At 52.0% G+C, this 25,926-nt stretch carries 22 protein-coding genes; 19 read left to right on the plus strand and 3 right to left on the minus strand.

Annotated elements, in window-relative coordinates; genetic code table 11:
* The first annotated feature begins 7 nt into the window (after positions 1 to 7).
* The 17 genes from ACYZZ0_RS16700 (at position 8) to ACYZZ0_RS16780 (ending at position 21,787) form a co-directional block, all read left to right on the plus strand.
* Positions 8 to 1,519 carry a UDP-N-acetylmuramoyl-L-alanyl-D-glutamate--2,6-diaminopimelate ligase gene (locus tag ACYZZ0_RS16700; RefSeq protein WP_461537790.1) on the plus strand — a complete coding sequence of 504 codons (1,512 nt, stop codon included), beginning with the start codon at positions 8 to 10 and terminating at the stop codon, positions 1,517 to 1,519.
* Positions 1,509 to 2,885 (plus strand): UDP-N-acetylmuramoyl-tripeptide--D-alanyl-D-alanine ligase, encoded by a 1,377-nt coding sequence (locus ACYZZ0_RS16705; RefSeq protein ID WP_461537791.1) that lies wholly within the window; start codon positions 1,509 to 1,511, stop codon positions 2,883 to 2,885. The genes ACYZZ0_RS16700 and ACYZZ0_RS16705 overlap by 11 nt, the downstream gene beginning before the upstream one ends.
* Positions 2,886 to 2,887: 2 nt before the next feature.
* Entirely contained in the window at positions 2,888 to 3,973 is a 1,086-nt protein-coding gene (mraY, locus tag ACYZZ0_RS16710; RefSeq protein ID WP_461537792.1) for a phospho-N-acetylmuramoyl-pentapeptide-transferase, read from the plus strand.
* Between the two features lie 12 nt (positions 3,974 to 3,985).
* Positions 3,986 to 5,353 carry a UDP-N-acetylmuramoyl-L-alanine--D-glutamate ligase gene (murD, locus tag ACYZZ0_RS16715; protein WP_461537793.1) on the plus strand — a complete coding sequence of 456 codons (1,368 nt, stop codon included), beginning with the start codon at positions 3,986 to 3,988 and terminating at the stop codon, positions 5,351 to 5,353.
* Complete coding sequence (gene ftsW / locus ACYZZ0_RS16720; RefSeq protein ID WP_461537794.1) at positions 5,346 to 6,536, plus strand: putative lipid II flippase FtsW; 1,191 nt, start codon at positions 5,346 to 5,348, stop codon at positions 6,534 to 6,536. The genes murD and ftsW overlap by 8 nt, the downstream gene beginning before the upstream one ends.
* Positions 6,529 to 7,611, plus strand: a complete 1,083-nt coding sequence (gene murG, locus ACYZZ0_RS16725) for an undecaprenyldiphospho-muramoylpentapeptide beta-N-acetylglucosaminyltransferase (protein ID WP_461537795.1) — start codon at positions 6,529 to 6,531, stop codon at positions 7,609 to 7,611. The genes ftsW and murG overlap by 8 nt, the downstream gene beginning before the upstream one ends.
* Positions 7,604 to 9,076, plus strand: coding sequence for a UDP-N-acetylmuramate--L-alanine ligase (gene murC / locus ACYZZ0_RS16730; RefSeq protein ID WP_461537796.1), 1,473 nt, complete (start codon positions 7,604 to 7,606; stop codon positions 9,074 to 9,076). Before murG ends, murC begins: the two co-directional genes overlap by 8 nt.
* A gap of 93 nt (positions 9,077 to 9,169) precedes the next feature.
* On the plus strand, positions 9,170 to 10,105 hold the full coding sequence (locus ACYZZ0_RS16735) for a D-alanine--D-alanine ligase (RefSeq protein ID WP_461537945.1): 936 nt from the start codon (positions 9,170 to 9,172) through the stop codon (positions 10,103 to 10,105).
* A gap of 152 nt (positions 10,106 to 10,257) precedes the next feature.
* Complete coding sequence (locus ACYZZ0_RS16740; protein ID WP_461537797.1) at positions 10,258 to 10,956, plus strand: cell division protein FtsQ/DivIB; 699 nt, start codon at positions 10,258 to 10,260, stop codon at positions 10,954 to 10,956.
* A gap of 42 nt (positions 10,957 to 10,998) precedes the next feature.
* The gene (ftsA, locus tag ACYZZ0_RS16745; RefSeq protein WP_461537798.1) at positions 10,999 to 12,240 is read left to right on the plus strand and encodes a cell division protein FtsA; all 1,242 of its coding nucleotides are present in this window, start codon (positions 10,999 to 11,001) and stop codon (positions 12,238 to 12,240) included.
* Positions 12,241 to 12,325: 85 nt separating this feature from the next.
* Positions 12,326 to 13,504, plus strand: coding sequence for a cell division protein FtsZ (gene ftsZ / locus ACYZZ0_RS16750; protein WP_461537799.1), 1,179 nt, complete (start codon positions 12,326 to 12,328; stop codon positions 13,502 to 13,504).
* A 96-nt stretch (positions 13,505 to 13,600) separates the two neighbouring features.
* Positions 13,601 to 14,515, plus strand: coding sequence for a UDP-3-O-acyl-N-acetylglucosamine deacetylase (gene lpxC / locus ACYZZ0_RS16755; protein ID WP_461537946.1), 915 nt, complete (start codon positions 13,601 to 13,603; stop codon positions 14,513 to 14,515).
* A gap of 341 nt (positions 14,516 to 14,856) precedes the next feature.
* Positions 14,857 to 15,792 (plus strand): M23 family metallopeptidase, encoded by a 936-nt coding sequence (locus ACYZZ0_RS16760; RefSeq protein ID WP_461537800.1) that lies wholly within the window; start codon positions 14,857 to 14,859, stop codon positions 15,790 to 15,792.
* A 323-nt stretch (positions 15,793 to 16,115) separates the two neighbouring features.
* Positions 16,116 to 18,854, plus strand: a complete 2,739-nt coding sequence (gene secA / locus ACYZZ0_RS16765) for a preprotein translocase subunit SecA (RefSeq protein WP_461537801.1) — start codon at positions 16,116 to 16,118, stop codon at positions 18,852 to 18,854.
* Between the two features lie 201 nt (positions 18,855 to 19,055).
* Positions 19,056 to 20,282 (plus strand): bifunctional glutamate N-acetyltransferase/amino-acid acetyltransferase ArgJ, encoded by a 1,227-nt coding sequence (argJ, locus tag ACYZZ0_RS16770; protein ID WP_461537802.1) that lies wholly within the window; start codon positions 19,056 to 19,058, stop codon positions 20,280 to 20,282.
* Positions 20,263 to 21,237, plus strand: coding sequence for a Nudix family hydrolase (locus tag ACYZZ0_RS16775; protein WP_461537803.1), 975 nt, complete (start codon positions 20,263 to 20,265; stop codon positions 21,235 to 21,237). Before argJ ends, ACYZZ0_RS16775 begins: the two co-directional genes overlap by 20 nt.
* 4 nt (positions 21,238 to 21,241) lie before the next feature.
* Positions 21,242 to 21,787: a cupin domain-containing protein gene (locus ACYZZ0_RS16780; RefSeq protein WP_461537804.1), complete on the plus strand. Its 546-nt coding sequence runs from the start codon at positions 21,242 to 21,244 to the stop codon at positions 21,785 to 21,787.
* Here the strand turns inward: ACYZZ0_RS16780 and yacG are convergent.
* Positions 21,784 to 21,975 carry a DNA gyrase inhibitor YacG gene (gene yacG / locus ACYZZ0_RS16785; protein ID WP_461537805.1) on the minus strand — a complete coding sequence of 64 codons (192 nt, stop codon included), beginning with the start codon at positions 21,973 to 21,975 and terminating at the stop codon, positions 21,784 to 21,786. The two genes, ACYZZ0_RS16780 and yacG, sit on opposite strands and share 4 nt — an antisense overlap.
* A 77-nt stretch (positions 21,976 to 22,052) precedes the next feature.
* Positions 22,053 to 23,027: an outer membrane protein assembly factor BamD gene (locus ACYZZ0_RS16790; RefSeq protein WP_461537806.1), complete on the minus strand. Its 975-nt coding sequence runs from the start codon at positions 23,025 to 23,027 to the stop codon at positions 22,053 to 22,055.
* 333 nt (positions 23,028 to 23,360) lie between these two features.
* Between ACYZZ0_RS16790 and rluD the strand changes: the two genes are divergently transcribed.
* Both rluD and pgeF read left to right on the plus strand, forming a co-directional pair.
* Complete coding sequence (gene rluD, locus ACYZZ0_RS16795; RefSeq protein ID WP_461537807.1) at positions 23,361 to 24,326, plus strand: 23S rRNA pseudouridine(1911/1915/1917) synthase RluD; 966 nt, start codon at positions 23,361 to 23,363, stop codon at positions 24,324 to 24,326.
* A 100-nt stretch (positions 24,327 to 24,426) separates the two neighbouring features.
* Entirely contained in the window at positions 24,427 to 25,176 is a 750-nt protein-coding gene (gene pgeF, locus ACYZZ0_RS16800) for a peptidoglycan editing factor PgeF (protein WP_461537808.1), read from the plus strand.
* On the opposite strand, the gene ACYZZ0_RS16805 is transcribed toward pgeF, so the two are convergent.
* Positions 25,151 to 25,768 (minus strand): AAA family ATPase, encoded by a 618-nt coding sequence (locus ACYZZ0_RS16805; protein ID WP_461537809.1) that lies wholly within the window; start codon positions 25,766 to 25,768, stop codon positions 25,151 to 25,153. The two genes, pgeF and ACYZZ0_RS16805, sit on opposite strands and share 26 nt — an antisense overlap.
* Positions 25,769 to 25,926: the final 158 nt, after the last annotated feature.

Consider the following 25,926-nt stretch of genomic DNA (forward strand, 5'->3'; position numbering starts at 1 on the left):
TATTGGTATGACTGGGTCGCAAACAACTGGATCGAAAACAACAAAATGTACTGTCGATAAGTTATTGCTTGAAGCCGGGTTACAGTCTGCAGGGGATGACCGCCTGCTGACTGATCTGGCAATTGATAGCAGGCAGGTAACACCGGGCAGCTTGTTTCTTGCCATGCCGGGTGAAACTGTTGATGGTCGGCGTTATATCAAGGATGCTATTCAGCGCGGTGCTATCGCTGTATTGGCAGAATCGGGAGAGTTGCCGGCTGACTTGCCTGTTCCGATTTATAATGTCGCTGAGTTGCGTCCACTTGCCGGTAAACTCGCCAACTGTTTTTTCAATGAACCTTCCCGAAGCCTGAAAGTGCTGGGTGTCACTGGCACCAACGGTAAAAGTTCAACCTGTCATTTTCTTGGTCAGTTACTGCAGTTGGCCGGTCAGCCCTGCGCGCTGATGGGAACACTGGGTCAGGGGTTTCCCGGCAGCCTGGTGCCAATGAGCAATACCACAGCTGATGTGATCAGCATTCAACGTTACCTTCATCAATTACAGCAGGCCGGCACCCGCTGGCTGGCGATGGAGGTGTCTTCTCACGGGCTGGAGCAGGGCAGAGTTACGGGTGTTGAGTTCTCGACGGCTGTTTTCACCAATTTAAGTCGTGATCATCTGGACTATCATGGCTCGATGGATGAATACGCCCGAGCCAAGGCGCAGCTGTTTTCTGCCCATAAAGTACACCGAGCTGTCATTAATCAGGATGATGCACGGATAGAAGAGATGCTGAATGCTGCAGCGGCTATTCCGGAAAAATTGACGTTCAGTCTTCAGGGCAATCGTGCTGATCTGGTTGTAACGGATTTGCACTGCTCCTCACAGGGGATGCAGGCTTGCATCGAAACCCCATGGGGTAGAGGGGAAATCAACACGCCTCTGCTGGGGCGGTTTAATCTCAGCAATTTATTGGCAGCGATCGGTACTCTGCTGCTTGAAGGTTTCAAACTGGATGACCTCATTGCTTATGCTGGTCGTCTGGAGACGGTTCCGGGCCGACTGCAAAGTCAGGGCGGGAATGGCAAACCACTGGCCATTGTTGATTATGCCCACACTCCAGATGCGCTGGTGAGTGCACTGTCTGCACTGAGAGACCATTCCGAAGGATCATTAACCTGTGTATTTGGTTGCGGTGGTGACCGTGACCGGGGCAAGCGTCCACTGATGCTTCAGGCTGCTTTGCAGCATGCTGACAAGGTGGTGCTCACCAGTGATAACCCCCGCACAGAAGACCCTGAGCAAATAATCAACGATGCCCTGCAAGGCTTGTCGCTTGCTGATCAGCAGCGGGTCAGGGTTTGTGTTGATCGCCGTGAGGCCATTGCATCTGCCGTAGCAGAAGCTGATGCCAGCGAAATTGTACTGGTTGCCGGAAAAGGTCATGAAGATTATCAGGAAATCAACGGACAGCGTTTTTCGTTTGATGACCGTGATGAAGTAAAAACCGCACTGGAGAGGTACGAGCATGCTGGCTGATGTTACGCTGGAAAAACTCAAGGGAGTGCTGGAGGCGGAGTTTTCAGGTGAAGACGCTACAGTATCCGGCATCTCGACTGACACCCGTACCATTCAGCCGGGTAACCTGTATGTAGCATTGGTTGGTCCCAACTTTGACGGGCACAATTTTGCTGAGCAGGCACAAAAATCCGGCGCAGTTGCTGCTGTTGTCAGCCGTAAACTGGATATTGCGCTGCCGCAACTGGTTGTTGCTGATACCCGTATTGCGTATGGCCGGATTGGTGCCTGGAACCGTGACCGTTTCACTGGTCCGGTTGTGGGTATTACCGGTAGTAGTGGCAAGACTTCGGTCAAGGAGATGGTTGCTGCGATTCTGGCTCAGTCCGGTGCTGTTCTGGCTACCGAAGCCAACCTGAATAATGATATCGGCACACCGCTGACTCTTAGTCGTATAAATGATGAGCACAACTTTGCAGTAGTTGAGCTCGGAACCAATGCGCCGGGTGAAATTGCCTACATCGCCAACCTTGCGCATCCGGATGTGGCCATCATCAATAATGCCTCGGTTGCTCATCTGGAAAAGCTGGGATCTGTGGAAGGTGTCGCCAAAGAAAAGGGTGACCTGCTGGATGGCCTGAAAGATAGTGGTGTGGCAGTACTGAACCGGGATGATCGTTTCTTTGATGAATGGCGAACCCGTGCGCTGTCCAGACCTTCCCGTACGGTCAAGAGTTTTTCATTGAATGATGTCAGGGCTGACGCCCGGGCCAGTGATATTAGTTTCACAGCCGAAGGAATGAAGTTTCGGTTGTGGCTGGAAGAAAAAAATATTGATATAACCCTGCCGCTGCTGGGCAAGCATCAGGTCAGCAATGCGCTTGCTGCTGCTTTGGTTACAGCATCGCTTGGGAGTACACTGGAACAGATTGCTGCCGGTCTGGCTTCGATTCAGCCGGTTCGGCGCCGGGGGCGACGTTACCCGCTGCAGGGTGGTGGTGTACTGATTGATGACAGTTATAACGCTAACCCTGCATCTACCCTGGCAGCTATTGATGTGCTGGCCCAAATGCCGGCTCCGAGAATGCTGATTGTCGGCGATATGCGGGAACTGGCTACCGAATCGGAAAGTGGGCACCGGCAAGTTGGTGCTCATGCGGCTGCAGCCGGAATTGAAAAAATGCTGACGCTGGGTGAATTGACCCGTTTCAGCAGTGATGCATACGGGCGGGGTGCTGAAAGCTTTGCTGACCATGACAGCCTGATAAGCCGTGCCAAAGAATTGCAGGACGGTATGTCGACCGTACTGGTTAAAGGTTCCCTGAGTATGCAGATGAACAAGATTGTCGAGGCCATGGTTGGCCCGGCATATGCGGAGAAAGACTGACTATGCTTTACTGGCTGGCGGATTACCTGACCCAGTATTACAGCGGCTTTGGCCTGTTTAAATATCTGACATTTCGCGCCATCCTCGGCGTGTTGACCTCGCTGGGGCTGTGCCTGTGGGTCGGTCCCTATATGATTCGCAAGCTGAGCTATCACCAGATAGGTCAGGCTGTTCGTGATGATGGCCCGCAGTCACACCTGAGCAAGGCCGGAACACCGACAATGGGTGGCGCTCTGATTCTGGTGGCTCTGGCTGTCAGTACCCTGCTGTGGGCGAATCTATCCAACCGTTATGTCTGGGTTGTACTTTTGGTGACTGCCGTTTTTGGTATCGTCGGCTGGGTTGATGACTACCGCAAGGTGGTTGAGAAAGATTCACGTGGACTTCCTGCTCGCTGGAAGTTTTTCTGGCAGTCTGTAGCGGGTATGGGGGCGGCCATATTCCTCTTTATGACCGCAAAAGGAACGGCAGAGGTTCAATTGATCATGCCGTTCTTCAAGAACTTTTCCATCATTCTCGGACCGATAGCCTTTGTTATTCTGTCGTATCTGATGATTGTGGGTACCAGTAACGCGGTTAACTTGACTGACGGGCTGGATGGGCTGGCAATTATGCCCACTGTGCTGGTTTCCGGTGCTCTGGCAGTGTTTGCCTATCTCAGCGGGCATGTAAATTTTGCCAACTATCTTCATATTCCATATATCGCCGGTGCCGGTGAGCTGGTTGTATTCTGTGGGGCTTTGGCTGGTGCCGGGCTTGGTTTCCTCTGGTTTAACACCTACCCGGCCCAGGTCTTCATGGGTGATGTGGGTGCCCTGGCTCTGGGCGCGGCTCTTGGTGTGATCTCCGTTATTGTGCGTCAGGAAGTTGTGCTGCTGATTATGGGTGGCGTCTTTGTTATGGAGACTGCTTCCGTCATTCTTCAGGTGGCCTCGTTTAAATTGACTGGTCGTCGTATTTTCCGGATGGCGCCGCTACATCACCATTACGAGTTAAAAGGCTGGCCTGAGCCCAGAGTTATTGTGAGATTCTGGATTATTACTCTGGTGCTGGTACTGATTGGTCTGGCAACACTGAAAGTTCGTTAAGGAGAACCACGCGTGCAACTGGTAGGTTCGGATAAGTTACGTGTTGTTGTCGGGCTGGGAAAATCCGGATTATCCAGCGCCCGGTATCTGTATCGTCAGGGCAAGCCATTTATTGTCGTTGACAGCAGGCGTAATCCGCCCGGGCTTGCCGAAATGGCAGCAGAAATGCCGGAAGTGCGGGTCCATACCGGTAAATTTGATGCAGAGTTGTTTGGTAATACATCCGAACTGGTAATGAGCCCAGGTGTTGCATTGTCCGAACCTGCTATTGCCGAAGCCATCAGGCAGGGTTGTACAGTCGCTGGTGATATTGAATTGTTCGCACGAGATTTGCAGCAGCGCAATGTTAAAGCGCCGGTTGTAGCTATTACCGGCTCGAACGGAAAAAGCACAGTCACAACTCTGGTGGGGCAAATGGTTCAGGCCTCGGGCCTGAAACCGGCTGTAGGTGGTAATATTGGTACGCCTGCGCTGGAATTGCTGGACCAGGATGCTGACGTTTATGTACTGGAGCTGTCCAGTTTCCAGCTGGAAACAACAGCATCACTCCAGCCGGCAGTGGCGACGGTGCTTAATGTTTCCGCGGATCATATGGATCGTTACCCGAGCCTGCTGGAGTACCAGCAGGCCAAGCAGCAGGTGTATCGTGGCTGCAGGTATGCAGTTTGTAACGCCGAAGATATGCTGACTTTGCCGCTGGTGCCCGGATCAACAACGGTTACACGCTTTACCCTCAATACACCTGATCTAAATGACTTTGGCCTGATTCACGAAGATGGAACCACCTGGCTTGCTCGTGGGCTGGAAAAGTTACTTGATACCTCAAAACTGAAAGTTCGGGGCAGGCATAACTATGCCAATGCATTGGCTGCACTGGCTATCGGTTCGGCTATCAAGCTGCCGTTGGATAAAATGCTTCAGGTACTTGTGGACTTTACCGGTTTGGAGCATCGCTGCCAGTGGGTGGCGGAAGAAAATGGCATCACCTTCTTTAACGATTCCAAGGCAACCAATCCCGGTGCTGCTATTGCGGCGCTGGAAGGGCTGGGTGCCGAGATTGATGGAAAGGTTGTACTGATTGCGGGTGGAGATGGAAAAGGTGCTGACTTTACTCCACTGACAGAGCCTTTATCTCGATATGCCCGTCAGTTGATATTGCTGGGAAAGGATGCTGAAAAAATCAGTCAGGTCGCTCCCGGGCAGTTATCATGTGACAGGGCTGAAAATATGGAACAGGCAGTGCAATTGGCTCATGCGGTAGCAACTTCCGGTGATGTTGTCCTGCTTGCCCCGGCCTGTGCCAGTCTGGATATGTACACCAACTTTGAGGAGCGTGGCCGAGCTTTTAGCGAAGCAGTAGGGCAGGTTCTTAATGGTTAGTCTGCAAAATATATTTCGTCGCTTTTCTGATTTTCGTCCCACTTGGGGGCAACCGCTTAAAAACGATGCCGAGCTTGATTTCTGGCTGCTGGGTGCCACCCTTGCGGTGCTTTCACTCGGGCTGGTTATGGTTGCGTCAGCCTCCACTGAAATTGGATCGACTCCTCTGTATTACGCTATCCGTCAAGCAATATATGTTGCTGCCGGACTGATTGCCATGATTGTGGTTATGACCATAGAGCTGCAGGAGTGGCAACGGTTCAGCACCGTTTCTCTATTGGTATCAATTGCATTGCTGGTGATCGTTCTGTTTATGGGGCGGGAGATTAACGGCAGTGTACGCTGGATTAATCTGGGCTTTTTTAATCTCCAGGCATCGGAAGTCGCCAAGCTTGGGATGGTCGTATATATAGCGGCTTATCTGGTGCGTCGAAGGGATGAGGTCAGATCCCAGTGGTGGGGTTTTATCAAGCCGATGCTGGTATTGGGAGGAGCCGCAGCACTCTTGTTGGCTGAGCCTGACTTTGGTGCTGTCGTTGTTCTGCTGGTTGCCGTATTGGGTATGATCTTTCTCGCCGGTGTGCCATTGATGCAATATCTGGTGTTGATGGTGGTATGCGTAGTCGGTGTGATCGGGATTTTGTTGACCCAGGCATACCGGATTGAACGGTTGAAAACCTATCTTGATCCATGGGCTGATCAGTTTGGCAGCGGCTATCAGCTTACTCAGTCGCTGATTGCATTTGGTAAGGGCGAATGGCTAGGACAGGGGCTGGGTAACAGTATTCAGAAGCTGTTTTATTTACCGGAAGCGCATACTGATTTTGTGCTCGCAGTACTGGCTGAAGAGTTGGGTCTGGTCGGTAGCCTGGTGCTGTTGGTCATGCTGATGTTTATCTCTCTGCGGGCATTAAGTATTGGCCATCTTGCTGAGCGGGCAGGGCAATTTTTTGCGGCTTATGTGGCTTATGGCATCAGTTTTTTGATTGGTGGCCAGGTGGTTGTCAATATCGGAGTGAATATCGGGCTGTTGCCTACAAAAGGTCTGACTTTGCCCTTTGTCAGCTATGGCGGCAGTAGTATGGTTATGAATTGTCTGGCAATAGGCTTGCTGTTGCGTATTGATTATGAACGTCGCTGTCTGATGAAACAAAAACAGCGCAGGGAGGCTTCAAATGACTGAATCTGCCTCTTCTTCCATTGTTGTTATGGCTGGCGGAACAGGGGGACATATTTTTCCGGCACTGGCGACAGCAGAGGAACTGAAAAGCAGGGGATATGATATCCACTGGATTGGAACACCTGAAAGTATGGAGGCCGAACTGGTGCCAAAGCATGGCTTTGATATCAGCTATGTCTCGGTTACAGGTGTCAGGGGTAAAGGCATTATTGCACGACTACTGTCACCTTTCAGGGTGGCAGCGTCAATTTTGGCTGCGGTAAAGCTGCTACGAAAGCTTAATCCGAAGTGTGTTATCGGCATGGGTGGATACGTCACAGGTCCCGGTGGCGTCGCGGCACGAATATTGCAGATTCCGCTGGTGATACATGAGCAGAACGCTGTTCCGGGAATGACCAACAGGTTGCTGGCGAAAATAGCCAACCGGGTGTTGGAGGCCTTTCCGAACACATTTGCCGGAAAGGTTGCTGCAAGTAAAGTGACATGCACCGGTAACCCTGTACGCAGCGCTATTTCAGCTGCTGGGCTCTCCCCGGACACGGATGGCATGAAACTCCTGATACTTGGAGGTAGCCGGGGAGCACTGGCAATCAATGAGCTGGTACCTGAGGCATTGTCATTTTGTGCTGAAGACAATATTGAAGTCTGGCATCAATGTGGCAAAGGCTGGGATGAGAAAACCAGCGAACGCTATCGAAAGTTTGCTGTCAGTGGCCGGGTAGAAGCATTTATTGATGATATGGCTGCGGCCTATGAATGGGCTGATCTGATTGTTTGCCGGGCGGGTGCATTAACAGTTTCCGAGCTGGCCAATGCAGGCCGACCAGCAATTCTGGTGCCGTTTCCTTATGCGGTTGATGATCATCAAACGCGAAATGGTAACTATCTGGTTCAGAGTGGTGCTGCACGGCTATTTCAGCAGTCGGACCTGACGGCAGAGTTGCTGGCTGAAGAATTGAAAACACTGGCTGCTGATCGTAACCAGTTACAGGATATGAGCAAGGCTGCTTTGGCTTGTGCCCGGCCTGATGCGACTGGGCAGGTTGTAGCCCAGTGTTTGGAGGTAATCAATGGTTGATGTAGCCAGTAGCAGTGTACCGGTTTTTGCGATTCCGGAAATGAGACGAATTCGCCGTATTCACTTTGTAGGCATCGGCGGCTCCGGAATGTGTGGTATCGCGGAAGTGCTGCTTAACCAGGGGTACCAGATTTCCGGCTCTGATTTGCGTCCTTCGGCGGTGACACGTCGGCTGGAGTCACTGGGAGCGGTCGTATTTATCGGTCATCAGGCTGAAAATGTCGATGGCGTCGATGTGGTAGTCACATCGAGTGCGGTGTCTCAGGACAACCCCGAGGTTATTGCCGCACAGGGTGCTCGAGTGCCGATAGTCCCCAGGGCTGAAATGCTGGCCGAGCTGATGCGGTACCGTCACAGTATTGCTGTAGCGGGTACTCATGGCAAAACGACAACAACCAGTCTGATTGCTTCAGTACTGGCTGAAGGTCAATTGGATCCGACCTTTATTATTGGTGGTCGGCTGAACTCTGCAGGCACCAATGCCAAGCTGGGCGGCAGTCGTTATCTGGTTGCAGAAGCCGACGAGAGCGATGCCTCCTTCCTGCACCTGCAGCCAATGGTGTCGGTGGTAACCAATATCGAAGCGGACCATATGGATACTTATGGGGGGGACTTCAATTGTCTGAAGCGGACATTTGTCGAATTCCTGCATAACCTGCCATTTTACGGTGTCGCTGTTGTTTGTATCGATGACCCGGTTATCAGGGAGCTGCTGCCGGAAATCAAACGCCGGGTTATTACTTACGGTGTGTCTGATGATGCAGACTTCAGGGCTTGTGATATCCGGTATGAAGGCACCACAACCCGTTTTTCCCTGCAGCGTGCTGGGCGTGAAGACTCTGTAGAGTTTTCGCTGGGAATGCCGGGGCATCACAATGTCCTGAATGCGCTGGCAACAATCGCTGTAGCTTCGGAAGAAGGAATGGCGGATGATGTGATTATACGTGGTCTGGCCGGATTTACCGGGGTTGGTCGTCGCTTCCAGGTACATGGCGATTTTGATACCAACTTTGGTCGCATCATGCAGGTTGATGACTATGGGCACCATCCAAGTGAAGTGGCCGCTACGATTGAGGCAATCAGGGCTGGCTGGGACGACAAGCGACTGGTTATGGTTTATCAGCCGCATCGTTATACCCGGACCCGGGATTTGTTCGAGGACTTTGTTGATGTCCTTTCGCGGGTCGATGTGCTGATATTGATGGATATTTATGCGGCCGGGGAAGAGACTATTCCCGGAGCCGATGGCCGTAGCCTGTGCCGCAGTATTCGGCAGCGGGGGCGGGTAGAACCGATATTTTTACCCCGTGATGGCAATATCGAGGAAATATTGTCGACGGTGCTACAGGACGGGGACTTGCTGTTGACCCAGGGAGCCGGGGACGTTGGCGGTGTTGCTATCGAATTGTCGAAGTTTTTAAAACATCAGAGCGGCGAGCGCGATATGATAAGCCAAGAAGCATAATGTGTGCCTCGGGTCCGGCTGTTTTGAGATGATAATGCAGCCTTTGAGTATGATCTCTGACGGTTGCAGGTAGGTAAGTGATTAATGAAGGGAATATATCAACGCAAGGCAAGGCGGAGTGCCAGTGAGTATGGCCGGGTTGGTGTACTTTACGGAGGCAACTCCGGCGAACGGGCAGTATCTCTGAAAAGCGGGCAGAGAGTGCATAAGGCGCTGAAGGCTCGTGGCGTTGACAGTGTTCTGATTGATGCAGCCAATGATGTTGTTTCAGCTTTTTCTGATCAGGGTGTAAACCGGGTTTTTAATGCCTTGCACGGCCGTGGTGGTGAAGATGGCCGAATGCAGGGGCTGCTGGATACCATCGGGATGCCTTATACCGGAAGTGGTGTAATGGCGTCGTCAGTTACGATGAACAAAGTACTGACCAAGCAGGTGTGGATTGCGGCAGGTTTGCCGACACCTGAGTTCCGGGTGATCAGGAGTGAAACCGAGCTGTCCGGTATGAAAGAGTTCTGTTATCCCTGCTTTGTAAAGCCGGCACTGGAAGGCTCCAGTCTGGGTATGAGCCGGGTAGAGTCTTTTGAGGAGCTGCCCGCTGCCTGGCGTAAGGCGAAAGAGTTTTGTAGCGAAGTGCTGGTTGAGCAGTTTATTGATGGTGCCGAGTACACCATCGGGGTTCTGGATTCTACACCGCTACCGGTCATTCGTCTGGAAACAGATAATGTCTTTTATGATTACGAAGCCAAGTATCAGTCCAATGATACGCGTTACATTGTTCCCTGCGGGTTAAGCAAGGAAAAAGAACAGGCTCTGCAAGCAATGGCTCTGGAAGCGTTCCGTTTGACGGAATGCGAAGGATGGGGACGTGTTGATCTGATGCTGGATCAGCAGCAGAACCCGTGGTTGCTTGAAATTAATACCATTCCGGGCATGACGGATCATAGTCTGGTGCCTATGGCAGCCAGAGAAGTTGGCCTCGATTTTGATGAGCTGGTAATGGAAATTCTGGAAACATCATATGGTGGCTAAGGCCGATGCCATTCGGGCGATTCAGAGGTAAAAGCAGACGACATTCATCGTCGACTGAGAAGCACCGCAGAGGTGCGATCAGAAAAAAAACAGAGAAAAAACGCCAGCGACAGCAACTGAATTTCAGGCAAGGGTGGCAGAAGCTGAGTAACGTGCTGTCATTAATAGTAATAGCTGCTTTTTTTGTCGGCGTTATTGCTGCTGTTCCTGTTGGCTGGTTTTGGTTAAATCGACCTGTAGCGAGTATCGGAATAGAAGGTGAACTGCAGTGGAATGAGCAGGCCAGTGTGAAGGCCGCTTTATTGCCTCACATTGATCAGCGGATGCTGCAGGTTGACCTGGAAGAGATGAGGCAATCCCTGCTGCGACTTCCGGGCGTTGCTGAAGCATCGGTGAAGCGCTCCTGGCCAGACCGACTGGAAGTATCGGTAACCGATAAGGTAGCGATAGCACGCTGGAGTGGAGGTGGACTGCTGGATAAAGAGGGGCGAATTTTTCGTCCTGCCAAGGCTGGTCATGATGCCACTGCGCAGCAAAAGCTGCCGCAGTTGCAAGGGCCGGATGGTAGTCAGCAGGAGGTTTTGCAACAATATTTGATGCTGAGCCGGCTGTTACGACCGCTGGGGTTATCGCTGGACCGTCTTGAGCTGAATGCGCTCGGGGGCTGGCGACTGTTTTGTGATGATGTGGAAATTGTGCTGGGACGCCAGCGCTTGCAGCAGCGAGTCCACCGTCTGGTGAGCCTGTATAATGGTCAGCTGGAAAGACAGTGGTTGAATGTGAGGCGAATTGACCTGCGTTATTCGTCTGCTGTAGCGGTGGCATGGGTCTCCGGCAAAAACTCCGGCTGATGTCGGAGATAACCTTAATTACGGTGTTTACAGGAAAGTGCAATGGCGGCTGCGACGAACGGGAACATGATCGTCGGTCTGGATATCGGAACGTCAAAAGTGGTGGCGATTGTCGGTGAGCAGTCTGCTGACGGGCATCTGGAAATTGTTGGTATCGGCTCCCACTCCTCCCGAGGTCTTCGGCGTGGTGTGGTGGTCAATATTGAGTCCACTGTCGAGGCCATCCAGCGGGCAGTGGAAGAAGCCGAGTTGATGGCAGGGTGCCAGATTCACTCGGTATATGCGGGGATTGCCGGTAACCATATCAGCAGCCTGAACTCTCACGGTATCGTGGCAATACGTGACCGTGAAGTGACCCGGGCAGATATTGACCGAGTAATCGATGCGGCTCAGGCAGTAGCGATTCCTGCAGATCAGCGCATACTGCACATTCTGCCGCAGGAATATGTGATTGATACCCAGGAGGGTGTCAAAGAGCCTCTGGGTATGTCCGGGGTTCGGCTGGAGGCAAGGGTGCACTTGGTCACCTGTGCGGTTAACGCAGCACAGAATATAGAAAAGTGTATTCGCCGCTGTGGCCTGGAAGTTGATGACATCATTCTGGAGCAGTTGGCTTCCAGTTATTCTGTACTGCAGGATGATGAGCGTGATCTGGGTGTATGTCTGGTGGATATTGGCGGTGGAACTACCGATATTGCAATCTTCACCAATGGCGCTATTCGGCATACAGCGGTCATTCCGATTGCCGGAGATCAGGTGACCAGCGATATTGCTGTCGCTTTCAGGACGCCAACCCAGCATGCTGAGGAAATCAAGATCAAGTATGCCTGTGCCCTGCGCCAGCTGGCAGGGGTAGATGAAACAATCAAAGTGCCCTCGGTCGGTGACCGGGAGCCCAGAGATCTGTCCCGTCAGGCACTGGCTGAAGTGGTGGAGCCTCGTTATGAAGAGCTGTTCACCCTGATTCAGCAGGAATTGCGACGCAGCGGGTTTGAAGATCTGGTTCGGGCCGGCATCGTACTGACCGGTGGTACCTCCAAAATGGAAGGTGTCATTGAGCTGGCAGAAGAAATATTCCACATGCCCGTACGACTGGGCATGCCAAAAGATGTCAGTGGCTTGGGTGATCAGGTCATGAATCCTATTCATGCAACCGGTGTCGGGTTGCTTCAGTATGGTTTAAAAGCCCAGTCGGAAGGGCGTAGTCAGAGCAGTAATAATGGTGGTAGCCAAGAGGCAAACCTGATTTCCAAACTTAAACAGTGGTTTCAGGGGCAGTTTTGATGGTGGCCGGGTTGGCTTTTTTGACCATTATTCAGGCCAGACAGTTACTTTCTGACGGATTTCGAGATTAAAAGGAGAGGCGCGTATGTTTGAACTGGTGGACAACATACCTTCCGAAGCGGTAATTAAGGTAATCGGTGTCGGCGGTGGTGGCGGCAATGCCGTCAACCACATGATCGAAAGTCAGGTAGAAGGCGTAGAGTTTATCTGTGCCAATACCGATGCCCAGGCTTTGAAAGGGCAGGTAACCGGCGGCAGGACCGTACTGCAGCTGGGTGCCGGCATTACCAAAGGGCTGGGAGCGGGCGCTAACCCCCAGATCGGTCGTGAAGCCGCACTGGAAGACCGTGAGCGGCTGGCAGATGTCATGAACGGCGCCGATATGATTTTTATCACTGCCGGCATGGGCGGTGGTACTGGTACCGGTGCGGCGCCTGTTGTGGCCGAGGTTGCCAAGGAGCTTGGTATCCTGACCGTTGCCGTGGTGACCAAACCTTTCAGTTTTGAAGGTCGTCGCCGTATGGCAGTCGCCGAAGCCGGTTTGAAAGAGCTGGCCGAGAATGTTGATTCCCTGATTACCATTCCAAATCAGAAGCTGCTGCCGGTGCTGGGCAAAGATGCCAGCCTGCTGTCTGCTTTCAAGGCGGCCAATGATGTGTTGCAGGGCGCGGTACAGGGCATTGCTGACCTGATTATCCGTCAGGGCCTGATTAACGTCGACTTTGCAGACGTGCGTACGGTTATGTCTGAAATGGGCATGGCGATGATGGGTACTGGCGCTGCAACCGGCTCCAACCGGGCCTCTGAAGCTGCCGAGCAGGCCATCCGCAGCCCGCTGCTGGATGATGTCAACCTCAAGGGCGCACGCGGTATTCTGGTTAATATTACTGCCGGTCTGGATCTGTCCATGGGTGAATTTCATGAAGTTGGTGAGATCATTCACGATATCGCTTCCGAGTCCGCTACAGTCGTTGTGGGAACTGTTATTGATCCAGATATGTCTGATGAAATGCGGGTAACCGTAGTGGCCACCGGTCTGGGAGAGCAGGCTGCAGAGGCAGCACCTCAGCAGCAGCCGAAGGCCAGCACTGTACGTAACCCGGATGGTACGCTGGATCTGGACGAACTGGAGCGCCCGGCAATTTCACGCCAGGGGCGGCAGCAGGAAGAAGAGGCCAAAGCCAGCCGTCCGGCCGGTGGTCGTGATGACCAGCAGCCGAATTATCTGGATATACCTACTTTTTTGCGTCGTCAGGCCGACTAAATAGGTAAAAATCCCGGTTGTTAAGGTTTGGTTAAGAAAGAGATGTTTGCTACAATCGATGATTAGATTTCGCAGCAAGCTTTCCACAGTACGATGATGATCAGACAACGAACCCTGAAAAATATAATACGGGCCACAGGGGTCGGGCTGCACTCTGGGGAAAAGGTGTATCTGACCCTGAAGCCTGCTCCCGTAGATACCGGCATTATATTCTGTCGCACCGACCTCGATCCGGTGCGAGAAATCCCTGCGCGGGCAGAAAATGTAGGTCAGACCACACTTTGCACATCCCTCGAGAAAGACGGGGTTCGTGTTGATACTGTTGAACATCTGCTGTCTGCCATGGCAGGTCTGGGCATTGACAACGCTTATGTTGAAGTCAGTGCCCACGAAGTACCTATTATGGATGGCAGTGCCGGACCTTTTGTATTCCTGATTCAGTCTGCAGGCATTGAAGAACAGAATGCTCCCAAGCAATTTATCCGGATCAAGCGCAAGGTAACGGTTGAGGATGGTGAAAAGTCCGCAACATTTGTGCCTTACGATGGCTTCAAGGTCAGCTTTGAGATCGACTTTGATCACCCGGTATTCAAGGGTGTAACCCAGACTTCAAGCATCGACTTCTCAACAACTTCTTTCGTTAAGGAAGTGAGTCGTGCCCGTACGTTCGGCTTTATGCGTGATATCGAATATCTGCGCTCTCATAATCTGGCGCTTGGCGGCAGTGTTGATAACGCGATTGTGGTTGATGACTACCGCATCCTGAACGAAGACGGCCTGCGTTACGAAGATGAGTTCGTCAAGCACAAGATGCTGGATGCTATCGGTGACCTGTACCTGCTGGGCAAGAGCCTGATTGGTGAGTTTATTGGCCACAAGTCAGGACACGAACTGAACAACATCCTCCTGCGTCAGCTGCTGAAGGAAGAGGATGCATGGGAAGTGGTAACCTTTGAAGATGCCAAGGTTGCTCCTATTTCCTACGGTCGTCCCACGCTGGTTACAGCGTGATACCCGCAGAAAAATCGTATTAGCATAAAACAGGGGTCTTTAAGACCCCTGTTTTGTATCTTGCGGGTAACTGATGCCAATGCTAGAGTTCAGCAGATTCTAAAATTCCACACTCAGGATTTCTATTGTGCATTGTTTTGTTATGCATAGTGGGGTGTTGTTGTCAGAGGCTGGACTTTTATCGGATTTCTCCTCCTCACCCGCGGCAGGCTCTACCAGCCAACTGACAGTTTCATGTCAGGTCGTGTCCTTATACCTTGAGATGCATAACAATCCTGTTGGTTCCGGCTTGAATCCAAAGCTGCTGGCTGGGACGCCATCTGCTGGAGCTCCCTCGTAAAATGAGAATAATTGTTGTTGGTCGCGGGGAGAAACCTGCTCACGCTCGCCATTATTCCTCAGGCCCTGTTATTGCGGCTTTCTGTCTGTTTATGACCCTGTCTGCTGTATTAGGTGGTTTTGCTGTCTGGTTGACGATTGATCCAGGCAGTAATGTGCCGACAGAGGCTGTGGCAGACTGGAAGCGGGAATTAAATATCCAGAATGAGAAAATAGCCGAGCTTCAGGCTGTTTCCTCGAGAGATTTTGATGCACTGGCACTCAGGCTGGCACAACTGCAGGGAAGACTGACCCGTATTGATGCGCTGGGTGAGCGTCTAACCGAGATGGCGAGCCTGGACAAGGGTGAGTTTGATTTCAGTGAACAACCCGCACAAGGTGGGCCGGAAGACAGTGCCCAGCTAGTGTCTGATATAGAGCGGCCGGACTTCATGGAAAGCCTCGACCAGCTCGCCCGTGATATCGAGCAGCGCCATCAGCAACTACAGATTCTCGAATTGTTTCTTTCCAACCGCCAGCTTGAAGATGAACAGTCTCTGGCTGGCTGGCCCGTTGCCAAGGGTTGGTTATCTTCCCGTTTCGGAAAGCGCACCGATCCCTTTACCGGCAAGACGACCTGGCATATGGGCCTGGACTTTGCCGGCAAGGAAGGTACAGATGTACTGGCTATCGCTGCCGGAGTTGTGACTTTCTCCGGTGTACGTGGTGGTTATGGCAATCTGGTTGAAATCAGCCATGCCGGTGGTTACATCACTCGCTATGCTCATAACAAAGAAAATACAGTCAAAGTGGGCGATGCTATCAACAAGGGTCAAGCGGTTGCAAAGCTGGGAAATACCGGCCGCTCTACTGGTCCCCATGTGCACCTTGAAGTGCTGCTGAATAACAAGGCGATTAATCCCATGCGTTTTATCAGACGCAACCAAAAAAAGGGATAAATCAGTTTTGAGGTTTAATTCAGTAGAAGTCGTCCTTATATAGTACTTGTACGGGCAAAATAGTCGCACGTTCGACCTGTGGGGAGCCTTGCTTCGGTTTATCATAGGGGGCATTGGAGTTAAACTCCTAGCCTTTGTCTCCGTGCCGCTGTCTAGTCAGGGCTGTTGCCGGATAGAAGCAGCTGTGAGGGGATTTACCACCCACCCGAATATGAAAGCGGCAGCATTTCCGTGGCACGTGATCACGAGCGGGAAGTGTTATCCTCCTGGCAGTATGAAAATGGTGGCATTTCCATCGTAAATAGTTCGATTGACGGATCTTTATGTTTTCATCCCTGATTACAAAAATCATCGGCAGCCGGAATGACCGGCAGCTGAAACGGATGGGCAAGCTGGTGAAAACCATTGCAGCCCTGGAAGAGTCTTTATCGTCTCTGTCTGATGATGAGCTGCGTGCCCGGACGGATGAATTCCGTCAGCGTCTGGAAAAGGGTGAAACACTTGACGCTCTGCTGCCGGAAGCCTTTGCTGTAGTACGTGAGGCCAGCAAGCGCGTGATGGGAATGCGCCACTTCGACTCCCAGATGGTCGGTGGTATTACATTGCACGAAGGCCGGATTGCCGAAATGCGTACCGGTGAAGGTAAGACACTGGTAGCGACTCTGCCGGCTTACCTGAATGCGTTGTCCGGCCAAGGTGTGCACGTTGTTACTGTCAATGAATACCTGGCTCGCCGTGACTCCAGCTGGATGCGTCCATTGTATGAGTTCCTGGGGCTGAGTGTCGGTGTTGTTGTCCCGCAGCAGGATCCGGTCGAAAAACGTGCTGCTTATGAAGCCGATATCACTTACGGAACCAACAACGAATTCGGTTTTGATTACCTGCGTGACAACATGGCTTTCCGTCTGGAAGACAAGTTCCAGCGTGGATGCAACTTCGCTATTGTCGACGAAGTGGACTCGATCCTGATCGATGAAGCCCGTACCCCGTTGATTATCTCCGGTCCGGCTGATGATTCCTCCGAACTCTACAAGAAAATTAATCAGCTGATTCCCCGTCTGGAAAGAGCTGAAGAGGTCGAAGGTGAAGGTGAGCAGCCTGTTAATGGCCACTACTCTCTGGATGAAAAGACCCGTCAGGTTGAACTGAATGAAACCGGCCACCTGTTTGTTGAAGAACTGCTGCAGGAAATTGGTCTGCTGCCTGAGGGTGAAAGCCTCTATGCATCAAGCAACCTGAATTTGCTGCATCATGTCTACTCAGGTCTGCGTGCCCATGCTCTGTTTACCCGCAATGTAGAATACATTGTGAAGGATGGTGAGGTGCTGCTGGTTGATGAACATACCGGCCGAACCATGCCCGGTCGTCGTCTGTCTGAAGGCCTGCATCAGGCACTGGAAGCCAAGGAAGGTCTGAATATTCAGGCAGAAAGCCAGACTCTGGCTTCCACCACCTTCCAGAACTACTTCCGACTGTATGAAACCCTGTCCGGTATGACCGGTACAGCGGATACCGAAGCTTTCGAATTCCGCCAGATTTACGGTCTGGATGTTGTTGTTATCCCGACCAACAAACCGATGGTTCGTAAGGACTACAACGATCTGATCTACCTCTCCATTGGTGAGAAGTACGACGCCATCATTGCCGATATCAAGGAAACAGTGAAGGCCGAGCGTCCGGTACTGGTTGGTACGGCTTCTATCGACTCTTCCGAGCACCTGTCCAACGCCCTTGAGCAGGCTGGTATTGAGCACCAGGTACTGAACGCCAAATTCCATGAAAAGGAAGCGGAAATTATTGCCCAGGCCGGTCGCCCGGGAGCAATTACCATCGCGACCAACATGGCGGGCCGTGGTACCGATATTATCCTGGGTGGTAACTGGGAAGCTGAATTCAACAAGCTTGAAAATCCGACTAATGCTGACCGTGAACGCCTGAAGCAGGAATGGGAAGTACGTCACAAGGCAGTCATTGATAACGGTGGTCTGCATATTATCGGTACTGAGCGTCATGAATCCCGCCGTATCGATAACCAGCTGCGTGGTCGTGCCGGTCGTCAGGGTGACCCGGGTTCATCCCGTTTCTACCTGTCGCTGGAAGACAACCTGATGCGTATCTTTGCCTCTGACCGGGTCAAGGGCTTCATGAAAGCGCTGGGTATGGAAAAAGGTGAAGCCATTGAGCACCGGATGGTGACCAATGCCATCGAAAAGGCCCAGCGTAAGGTTGAAGGCCGTAACTTCGATATTCGTAAGCAGCTGCTTGAATATGATGACGTTGCCAACGACCAGCGTAAGGTTGTTTATACCCAGCGTGATGAGCTGCTGGCAGAGGCTGACGTATCCGAAAATATCAAGGCAATGCGCGAATCTGTTGTTAACAGCGTTATTGACAACCATATTCCGGCTCAGAGTCTGCCGGAACAGTGGGATGTTTCCGGACTGGAAGAACAGGTTGCCGGCGAGCTGGCAGAACGTCTGCCGGTGCAGCAGTGGCTGGATGAAGACCGGATGCTGGATGAGGAAGGCCTGCGCCAGAAGATCCTCGAGACCGTTATTGCATCCTACGACGCCAAGGAAGAGCAGGTTGGTGCCGAGTCCCTGCGCAACTTCGAGAAGCATATCCTGCTGCGTATTCTGGATGACAAGTGGAAAGAACACCTTGCCACTATGGATCACCTGCGTCAGGGTATTCATCTGCGCGGCTATGCTCAGAAGAACCCGAAGCAGGAATACAAGCGGGAAGCATTTGAGCTGTTCCAGCAAATGCTGGAAGACATCAAGCACGACACTATTCGCATTCTGAGCCATGTTCAGGTCCAGCAGGATGACCGGACTGAAGAGATGGAACGTGCACGTCGTGAGCAGATGGCTCAACAAATGCAGTTCAAGCATGACCAGGCCAATGCCATGCCGGGACAGGAAGAAGATGAAGCTCAGGAAGCAACCGCTGAAGAGCAGCATCAACCGTTTGTTCGTGAAGGTCACAAGGTTGGACGTAACGAGCCTTGCCCTTGTGGTTCCGGCAAAAAATACAAGCAATGCTGCGGTAAAATTGCCTGATAGCCTGTAACCGATACTAAAATCGAAAAAGCCTCTTGACTTGAAACGGTCAAGAGGCTTTTTTATTAGCGGCTAATTATTATTCTGTATTGATGAATAGATATCTGTGTCGTCAGGTTCCCGAATCATCAAGTTCCAGAACATCAATGTCTCTTGATAACAACACCGGCGATACTATTGGTCGCCAAATAAGGGGGATGTATGGCTGTAGGATTACCCGCTCAACCTGAAGTGAAGCCTGTGGCAGGTTTCAGGCTTGGAAGTACGGCTGCAGGAATCAAATATTCCAATCGCAAGGATCTGACTGTAATCAGTTGGTCTGAACAGGCAGCAGTTGCTGGCGTCTTTACCCAAAATCGCTTTTGCGCCGCACCTGTTCAGCTGGCAAAGCAGCGGCTTTTTGAATCAGGAAAAACGCCTCGCTGTTTTGTTATCAACACAGGTTATGCCAATGCTGGCACAGGTCAGCAGGGCATGGATGATGCGATAACCTGCTGTGACCGGGTGGCAGAAATAATGGGGTGTGATCCCGAGCAAGTGCTACCTTTTTCAACAGGCGTGATAGGAGAGCCTCTTCCGGTTGATAGAATCTGTGCCGGGCTGCCCGCTGCAGTTGCAGACCTGAATGAAGGCAGCTGGTGTCGTGCAGCAGAAGCCATTATGACCACAGATACTGTTCCCAAAGGCTATACAGTGCCTTTTATGTATCAGGGGCAGGAGCATCACTTATCGGGTATCTGTAAAGGGGCAGGTATGATACGCCCCAATATGGCGACCATGCTGGCCTATGTAGCGACCGACCTGCGCATTCCACAGAATGTCCTCCAGCAAGCGCTGCAGGTATCTGTTGAAAAGTCGTTCAACCGGGTTACTGTTGATGGCGATACCTCGACTAACGACGCCTGTATGCTGGTTGCAACCGGAGCAGGCGAGTCAGAACCGCTTATGACGCTGGAATCGGCAGATGGGGGCCGCTTTCAGCAAGCCTTAACCACGCTGTTGCAATATTTGGCGCAGGCGCTGATTCGTGATGGAGAAGGTGCCACCAAGTTTGTATCCATCCAGGTTGAGCAGGCTGCAAGCTCATCCGAGGCGCTTGAAGTGGCTTATACCGTGGCACATTCACCGTTGGTTAAAACCGCACTGTATGCCTCTGATCCTAACTGGGGCCGGATTCTTGCTGCAGTAGGGCGGGCTGACGTGGAAAACCTGGATATTAACCGGCTGCGTATCTGGCTGGATGATGTGTGTATCGTCGAGCAAGGTGGATGTGCGCCGGGCTATGAAGAGTCCAGAGGTCAGGCTGTCATGGACCAGCAGGAAATAGTAATCCGGATTGAGCTGGGATCAGGCTCTGTTTCGGAAACAGTCTGGACCAGTGACCTCTCACATGACTATGTAAAAATTAATGCAGAATACCGAACCTGAAAATAAAGTTGTTCATGTTGCCGTAGCTGTCATCCAGAGAAGTGATGGCAGCGTTTTTGTTGCACGTCGTCCGACAGATAAGCATATGGGTGGCATGTGGGAGTTTCCCGGAGGCAAGGTCGAAGCCGGTGAAACTCTGCATGAGGCTATGAAGCGTGAGCTTTTGGAGGAACTGGGTGTAGAAACAGAAACTGTTGCTCCGGTTATCCAGATTCAACATGAATACCCTGAAAAAACCGTATTGCTGGATGTCTGGCAGGTCAGAATCATTGCGGGTGAACCTCACGGTGCAGAAGGACAACCTGTTTGCTGGAGACCTGTAAATGAACTCAGGGATGAAGATTTCCCGCCCGCAAACAGGCCAATAATCTCTGCGCTAAAATTGCCTTCCCGTTATCTGATTACAGGCCGCTTCTCTGATGAGTCTGATCTGAGGGTACGTCTTGAGCATGCATTAAAGGCAGGTACACAATTGATTTGCTTCCGTGCCCCCTGGCTTTCGAATGAGTCCTATCACGATCTTTGTGAGAGGATCGTTGCACCGTTATGTGCAGAGTATGGAGCCCGTTTGCTTGTCAAAGGTGGGCTGAATGCTTTGCATGAGCATGTCACTCAGGATGTTGCCGGTATGCATCTGACATCTGCAGAACTGGAGCAGTTGCTAGTGTCTGATGTACTGGATAAGCAGTATCTCTATGCAGCCTCCTGCCATAACCTGCAACAGCTCCAACTGGCTGCAGAACGAGGTGTGGATTTTGTGACATTGTCTCCGGTAAAGAAAACAACCAGTCACCCCGGATGTGACCTTCTTGGGGAGAGTGAAGCAACAAAACTGACGCTAAAAGCGACAGTGCCTGTTTACTGGCTCGGAGGTATGAGTGAAGGTGACCTTTCAGCAGCCCAGTCAGCAGGGGCACAAGGGGTCGCAGCAATAACTGCATTCTGGGAGGGTTAGGCTGATGCTGAGTGCTGCCGGTTGGATCAAGTATCTTGGGCTCCAGCCTCATCCTGAGGGTGGCTGGTATCGTCGTGTCTATACCGCTGATTTTGCTGTTCCGGAAGGATCGCTGTCAAAAATCGGAATCGAGGATGAACGGCCTGTAACCACAGCAATTTACTACCTGCTTACCGGCGACGGTTTTTCTGCGTTCCACCGTATTCGTCAGGATGAGTTGTGGCATTACTATGGCGGCACTCTGCCGCTCAAGATTCATACCCTGTCTGATAAAGGCTATGAGTTGATCAGGCTGGGCAGTGGCCTGTCAGATGGTGGGTTGCCGATGGGTGTGGTTCCTGCCGGGCGCTGGTTTGCTTCTGAACTGGATGGCAGCTCGGGACCTGAGCCGGGGCCAGAAGATTTTGCTCTGCTTGGCTGTACCGTCTCTCCCGGGTTTGATTTTGATGATTTCGAATTTGGTTGTTGCAGTGAACTACTGCCACAGTTTCCTGATTATGCAGAACTGATTAAACAGTTCTGCATTACAGGTGACGATTGCTCAATCTAGTTTTTATGGGTTAGATCTTCGGACAGCACATCATCAAAAGTAGGGTCACCGGGAATGGAGCGCTCTTCACTGGCCCAGGCTCCAAGATCAATCAAACGACAGCGCTTGCAGCAAAAGGGGCGGTAAGGGCTTTTTTCCGAGTACTCCACCGGCTTCTTGCAAGTGGGACACTGAACGATAACTGTCATCTGGTTTGGCCGTCTTGAAATAAAAAAACGCGCAGAAGCCAAAGCTTGCTGCGCGTGTCATTCTGTCCGCTCAGGTATTAACCTGCTGTCGGAGGCTTGGGGGCATCTGCAGTCTGTTCTTCCTCATCTTCGAAAAAGCTCGGAATCTCCGGCATTTCAGGCATGGAAGGCGCTTCATCCAGCAGACCAAAGGTCATGGTGTTCCAGATAGACGGGTCAACATCACTGAATACCTTGTAGCCAACAAAGTTGCCCTGGGCATCAAGGGTCACGTGGTCAGGGTAGTTCAGGCGCAATACCTGCAGTGCTTCGTCTGCAGGCTCCTGCAGGCTCAGGTGCTGGTAGCCTTCGACCATAATGGCCAGTGCATCCGGTACCGCAGGTGTTTCAGGCATGTTTTCAACCACATAACGGCCCCGGTTAATCGCGGCGACATAGGCCTTGCGCTTCATGTAGTATGTGGCCACATGAATTTCGTACCAGGACAGGCGGTTACGCAGTGCGATCATGCGCTGGCGGGCATCCGGTGCATAACGGCTGTCCGGGTAACGGCGCAGCAGTTCGGAGAATTCATTGAAGGAGTCACGTGCCTGCCCCGGATCACGTTTGGTCAGATCAATCGGAATGTAACGCTCGATCAGACCAAGGTTGGCGGTGTTGGAAGCCAGGCCGCGCATGTAGTAGGCATAATCAACGCTGGGATGCTGTGGATGCAGGCGAATAAAACGCTCTGCTGAAGCCCGTGCGGCTTCCGGCTCAAAGTTCTTGTAATAGGCGTAAATCAGGTTCAGCTGAGCTTGTTCGGCGAACGGTCCAAAGGGATAACGGGACTCGATTTGACGCAGGGCATCAACAGCCTTGCTGTAGGTTTTGTTATCCAGAGCCTTGACTGCCTTGCTGTACAGCTCGGCTTCAGACAGACCATCATATTCGGAAAGATCTTTCTTGCCGGACGAGGAGCAGCCGCTGAGCACCAGGGTCAGCGAAAGGAACACCAGACCCGCAACTGCACGCAGGTTGGTAAGTGAACGAACGCTAATTGCAGATCGCATGAGAAGAAACAATCCCTTTGGCTCATGTTAGACTGAAGGCGTATTTAATCATACAACAGCACTAAACCCCAAGGCGGTTGATGCCAAGGTGAGTTTGAGGCGTGCAGGATGATTACTTCTTGGGGCTATCTTTATTTGAGCTCTCAAGAGCGCCTGATTTATGCCACAACCAGATCGCCATTTGCATATCCGGGATTGTTTCCGGGTAAGGGCGGCACTGCTGCTCATGGCTGTTTTCATCTGAGAGTCATTTATAACTCATTGGCTCTGATATTTCACATATCCTGATGCTTTCGGGGTATAACTTTTTTCTGTGAGTAATCGCGAGGTTTCATGTCAGAACAGATCGTACAGGAAGCAGAAGTTCCTGCAGAGCTTGGCGGCAAGCGGCTGGATCAGGTAGCAGCATCCTGTTTTTCGGATTATTCCCGTGCCCGCCTGCAGGAGTGGATCAAGAGTGGCGCCCTGACAGTCAACGGCAAAACAGCCAAAACCCGCGACAAAGTGCTGGGTGGTGAGCAGCTGGTGCTGCAGGCAGAAGTAGAAAGCGAAGAGCGCTGGGAAGCCGAAGCGATCCCGTTGGATGTGGTGTATGAAGATGATGACATCATTGTCATCAACAAACCTGCCGGTCTGGTGGTTCATCCTGCTGCCGGTAATCGCAGTGGAACGCTGCTGAACGGACTGCTGTATCGCTGGCCGGAAATCGATTCTGTACCCCGGGCGGGCATTGTGCACCGGTTGGATAAGGAAACCACAGGTTTGATGGTAGTTGCCAAAAACCTGAAAGCCCATACCGATCTGGTTGCCCAGCTGCAGGAAAGAACGGTCAGTCGCGAATATGAAGCGGTTTCCATGGGTGTAATGACCGGTGGTGGAACTGTAGATGAGCCTATCGGCCGTCACTCAACCCAGCGTCAGAAAATGGCGGTGACCGGCGGTGGCAAGCATGCTGTGACTCATTATCGAGTACTCCAGCGTTTCCGTGCTCATACGCATATCCGGGTAAAACTGGAAACCGGCCGGACACACCAGATCCGGGTGCATATGAGCCATATTAACTACCCGCTGGTCGGTGATCCGGTCTATGCCGGCCGCCATCGGATTCCCAAGGGCTGCAGTGAGGAAGTTAGTGCCTTTCTAAGAGGTTTTGGCCGTCAGGCGCTGCATGCTCGCAGGCTGGGTCTGGAACATCCCGTGAACGGAGAATACATGGAGTGGGAAGCACCTCTGCCTGAAGATATGGTGCAGCTGCTTGAGATCCTGGAGCAGGACCAGGATACCCATGAGAACCTGTAAGCGATCATAAGAAGATACAGCCTGAGCGGATTTTTCCGCTCAGGCTGAAATAATCGTAAAACAAGAAATATGGCATCGGGGCCCGGACAGAGGCATTTTTATGACAATAAACCCGCACCAGCTTCCCGGCATTCAGCCTGACTGGCCGGCACCGGCCAATGTCAAAGCATTTACTGCAACCCGTGATCTGCATCAGGGGGAGTTCAGCCTGAGTGTCAGAGCTGAAGGTTGTGATCCACAGCAAGGTAGAGACAACAGGTTATGGTTGAAGCAGCAAGTTGGTTGGCAGCATGAACCTCAGTGGCTTAAGCAGGTACATGGAGCTGATGTTGTTGTCGCGAAAGGAGATCACTCTGAACCGGAAGCGGATGCCTGCTGGACAGCAGAAGCGGGTCACCCTTGTACCGCCATGACGGCTGACTGTTTACCTGTACTGTTCTGTGATCAGGCAGGCTCCCGCGTTGCAGCTGCCCATGCCGGATGGCGAGGGCTTGCAGGAGGCGTTCTGGAAAATACTATTCAGTCTATGGGAAGTGAGCCCCGGCAGTTGATGGCCTGGATGGGGCCAGCCATTGCGTCTTGCCACTTTGAAGTGGGTAGTGAAGTCCGTGAGGCATTTATAACTCGCCATGACCAGACAGAGCGGGCTTTTACGCCATCGATCCGGTCAGGGCACTGGATGGCTGATCTGTACCAAATTGCACGTATCAGGCTGGAAGCTGCCGGTGTGACAAAGGTTTATGGGGGTGAATATTGTACTTATTGCGATAAGGAAAAATTTTTCTCCTATCGCCGTGGGCAAGAGTCCGGGCGAATGGCCAGTTTTATCTGGATTGAGAACGCTCCCTAGGTGTGAGAAAGGCCTGAATTTCTGCCAACCGGTCTTCCAGTGAGGTGCTTCCGGTGCGCAGTAGTTGTGCCGGGGAAGCCATCACCTGCAAATGGCTCTGAAGCAATTGGTCAATCGTCTGCTGAAAGGCCGGATCCATACTTCTGACGCCATCGTCCTCCAGAGGGATGGCATTGATTGGCAGGTAGATAAAATAATCAATCAGCTGGCTGCAATACTCGGCCAGCTTGAGAATATAGGGCGGAAGCTGCTGCCCTTCACGTTCCAGCCAGTGCTGCGGATAACACAGCATGGTTGCCGTGCCGGCATCAATAATCCCGTGCAGCCCCTGTTCCCGGATGTGCTCCAGCCATTGCAGCTGGGCCCCGAGTGCCGATGCAACCATGGCAGTAACAGTAAGATTGGTTTCGGGATGTTCAAGAATAATATCCCGTGGTCGCTGATACCCCAGCTCGATGCTGATGACGCGATAATAATCCGGCAGCAGTATCCATTTGTCAGGGCCGTTATCCGCGCTATTCAGCTGCTGCAGCAAGGCGCTGGATGTTGTTGTTTTGCCTGTACTGTGGGCGGCCTCAAAAGCAATAAACATATCGCATCGTTATTGTGGATTTTCTTCTAGGATAGACCTGTTTCATCCCGTTTGACTCGACACCCGGATACCCCTGACTCAACAGGTGCTCTTGAAAACATAAATCCCGTCGCCATATCAGTAGTTAAGAACGTAAATAGTCAAGAGCACGAATAACC

This window comes from Spongorhabdus nitratireducens (genome assembly GCA_947387575.1).
In the GTDB taxonomy this organism is placed as follows: domain Bacteria; phylum Pseudomonadota; class Gammaproteobacteria; order Pseudomonadales; family Endozoicomonadaceae; genus CANDOC01.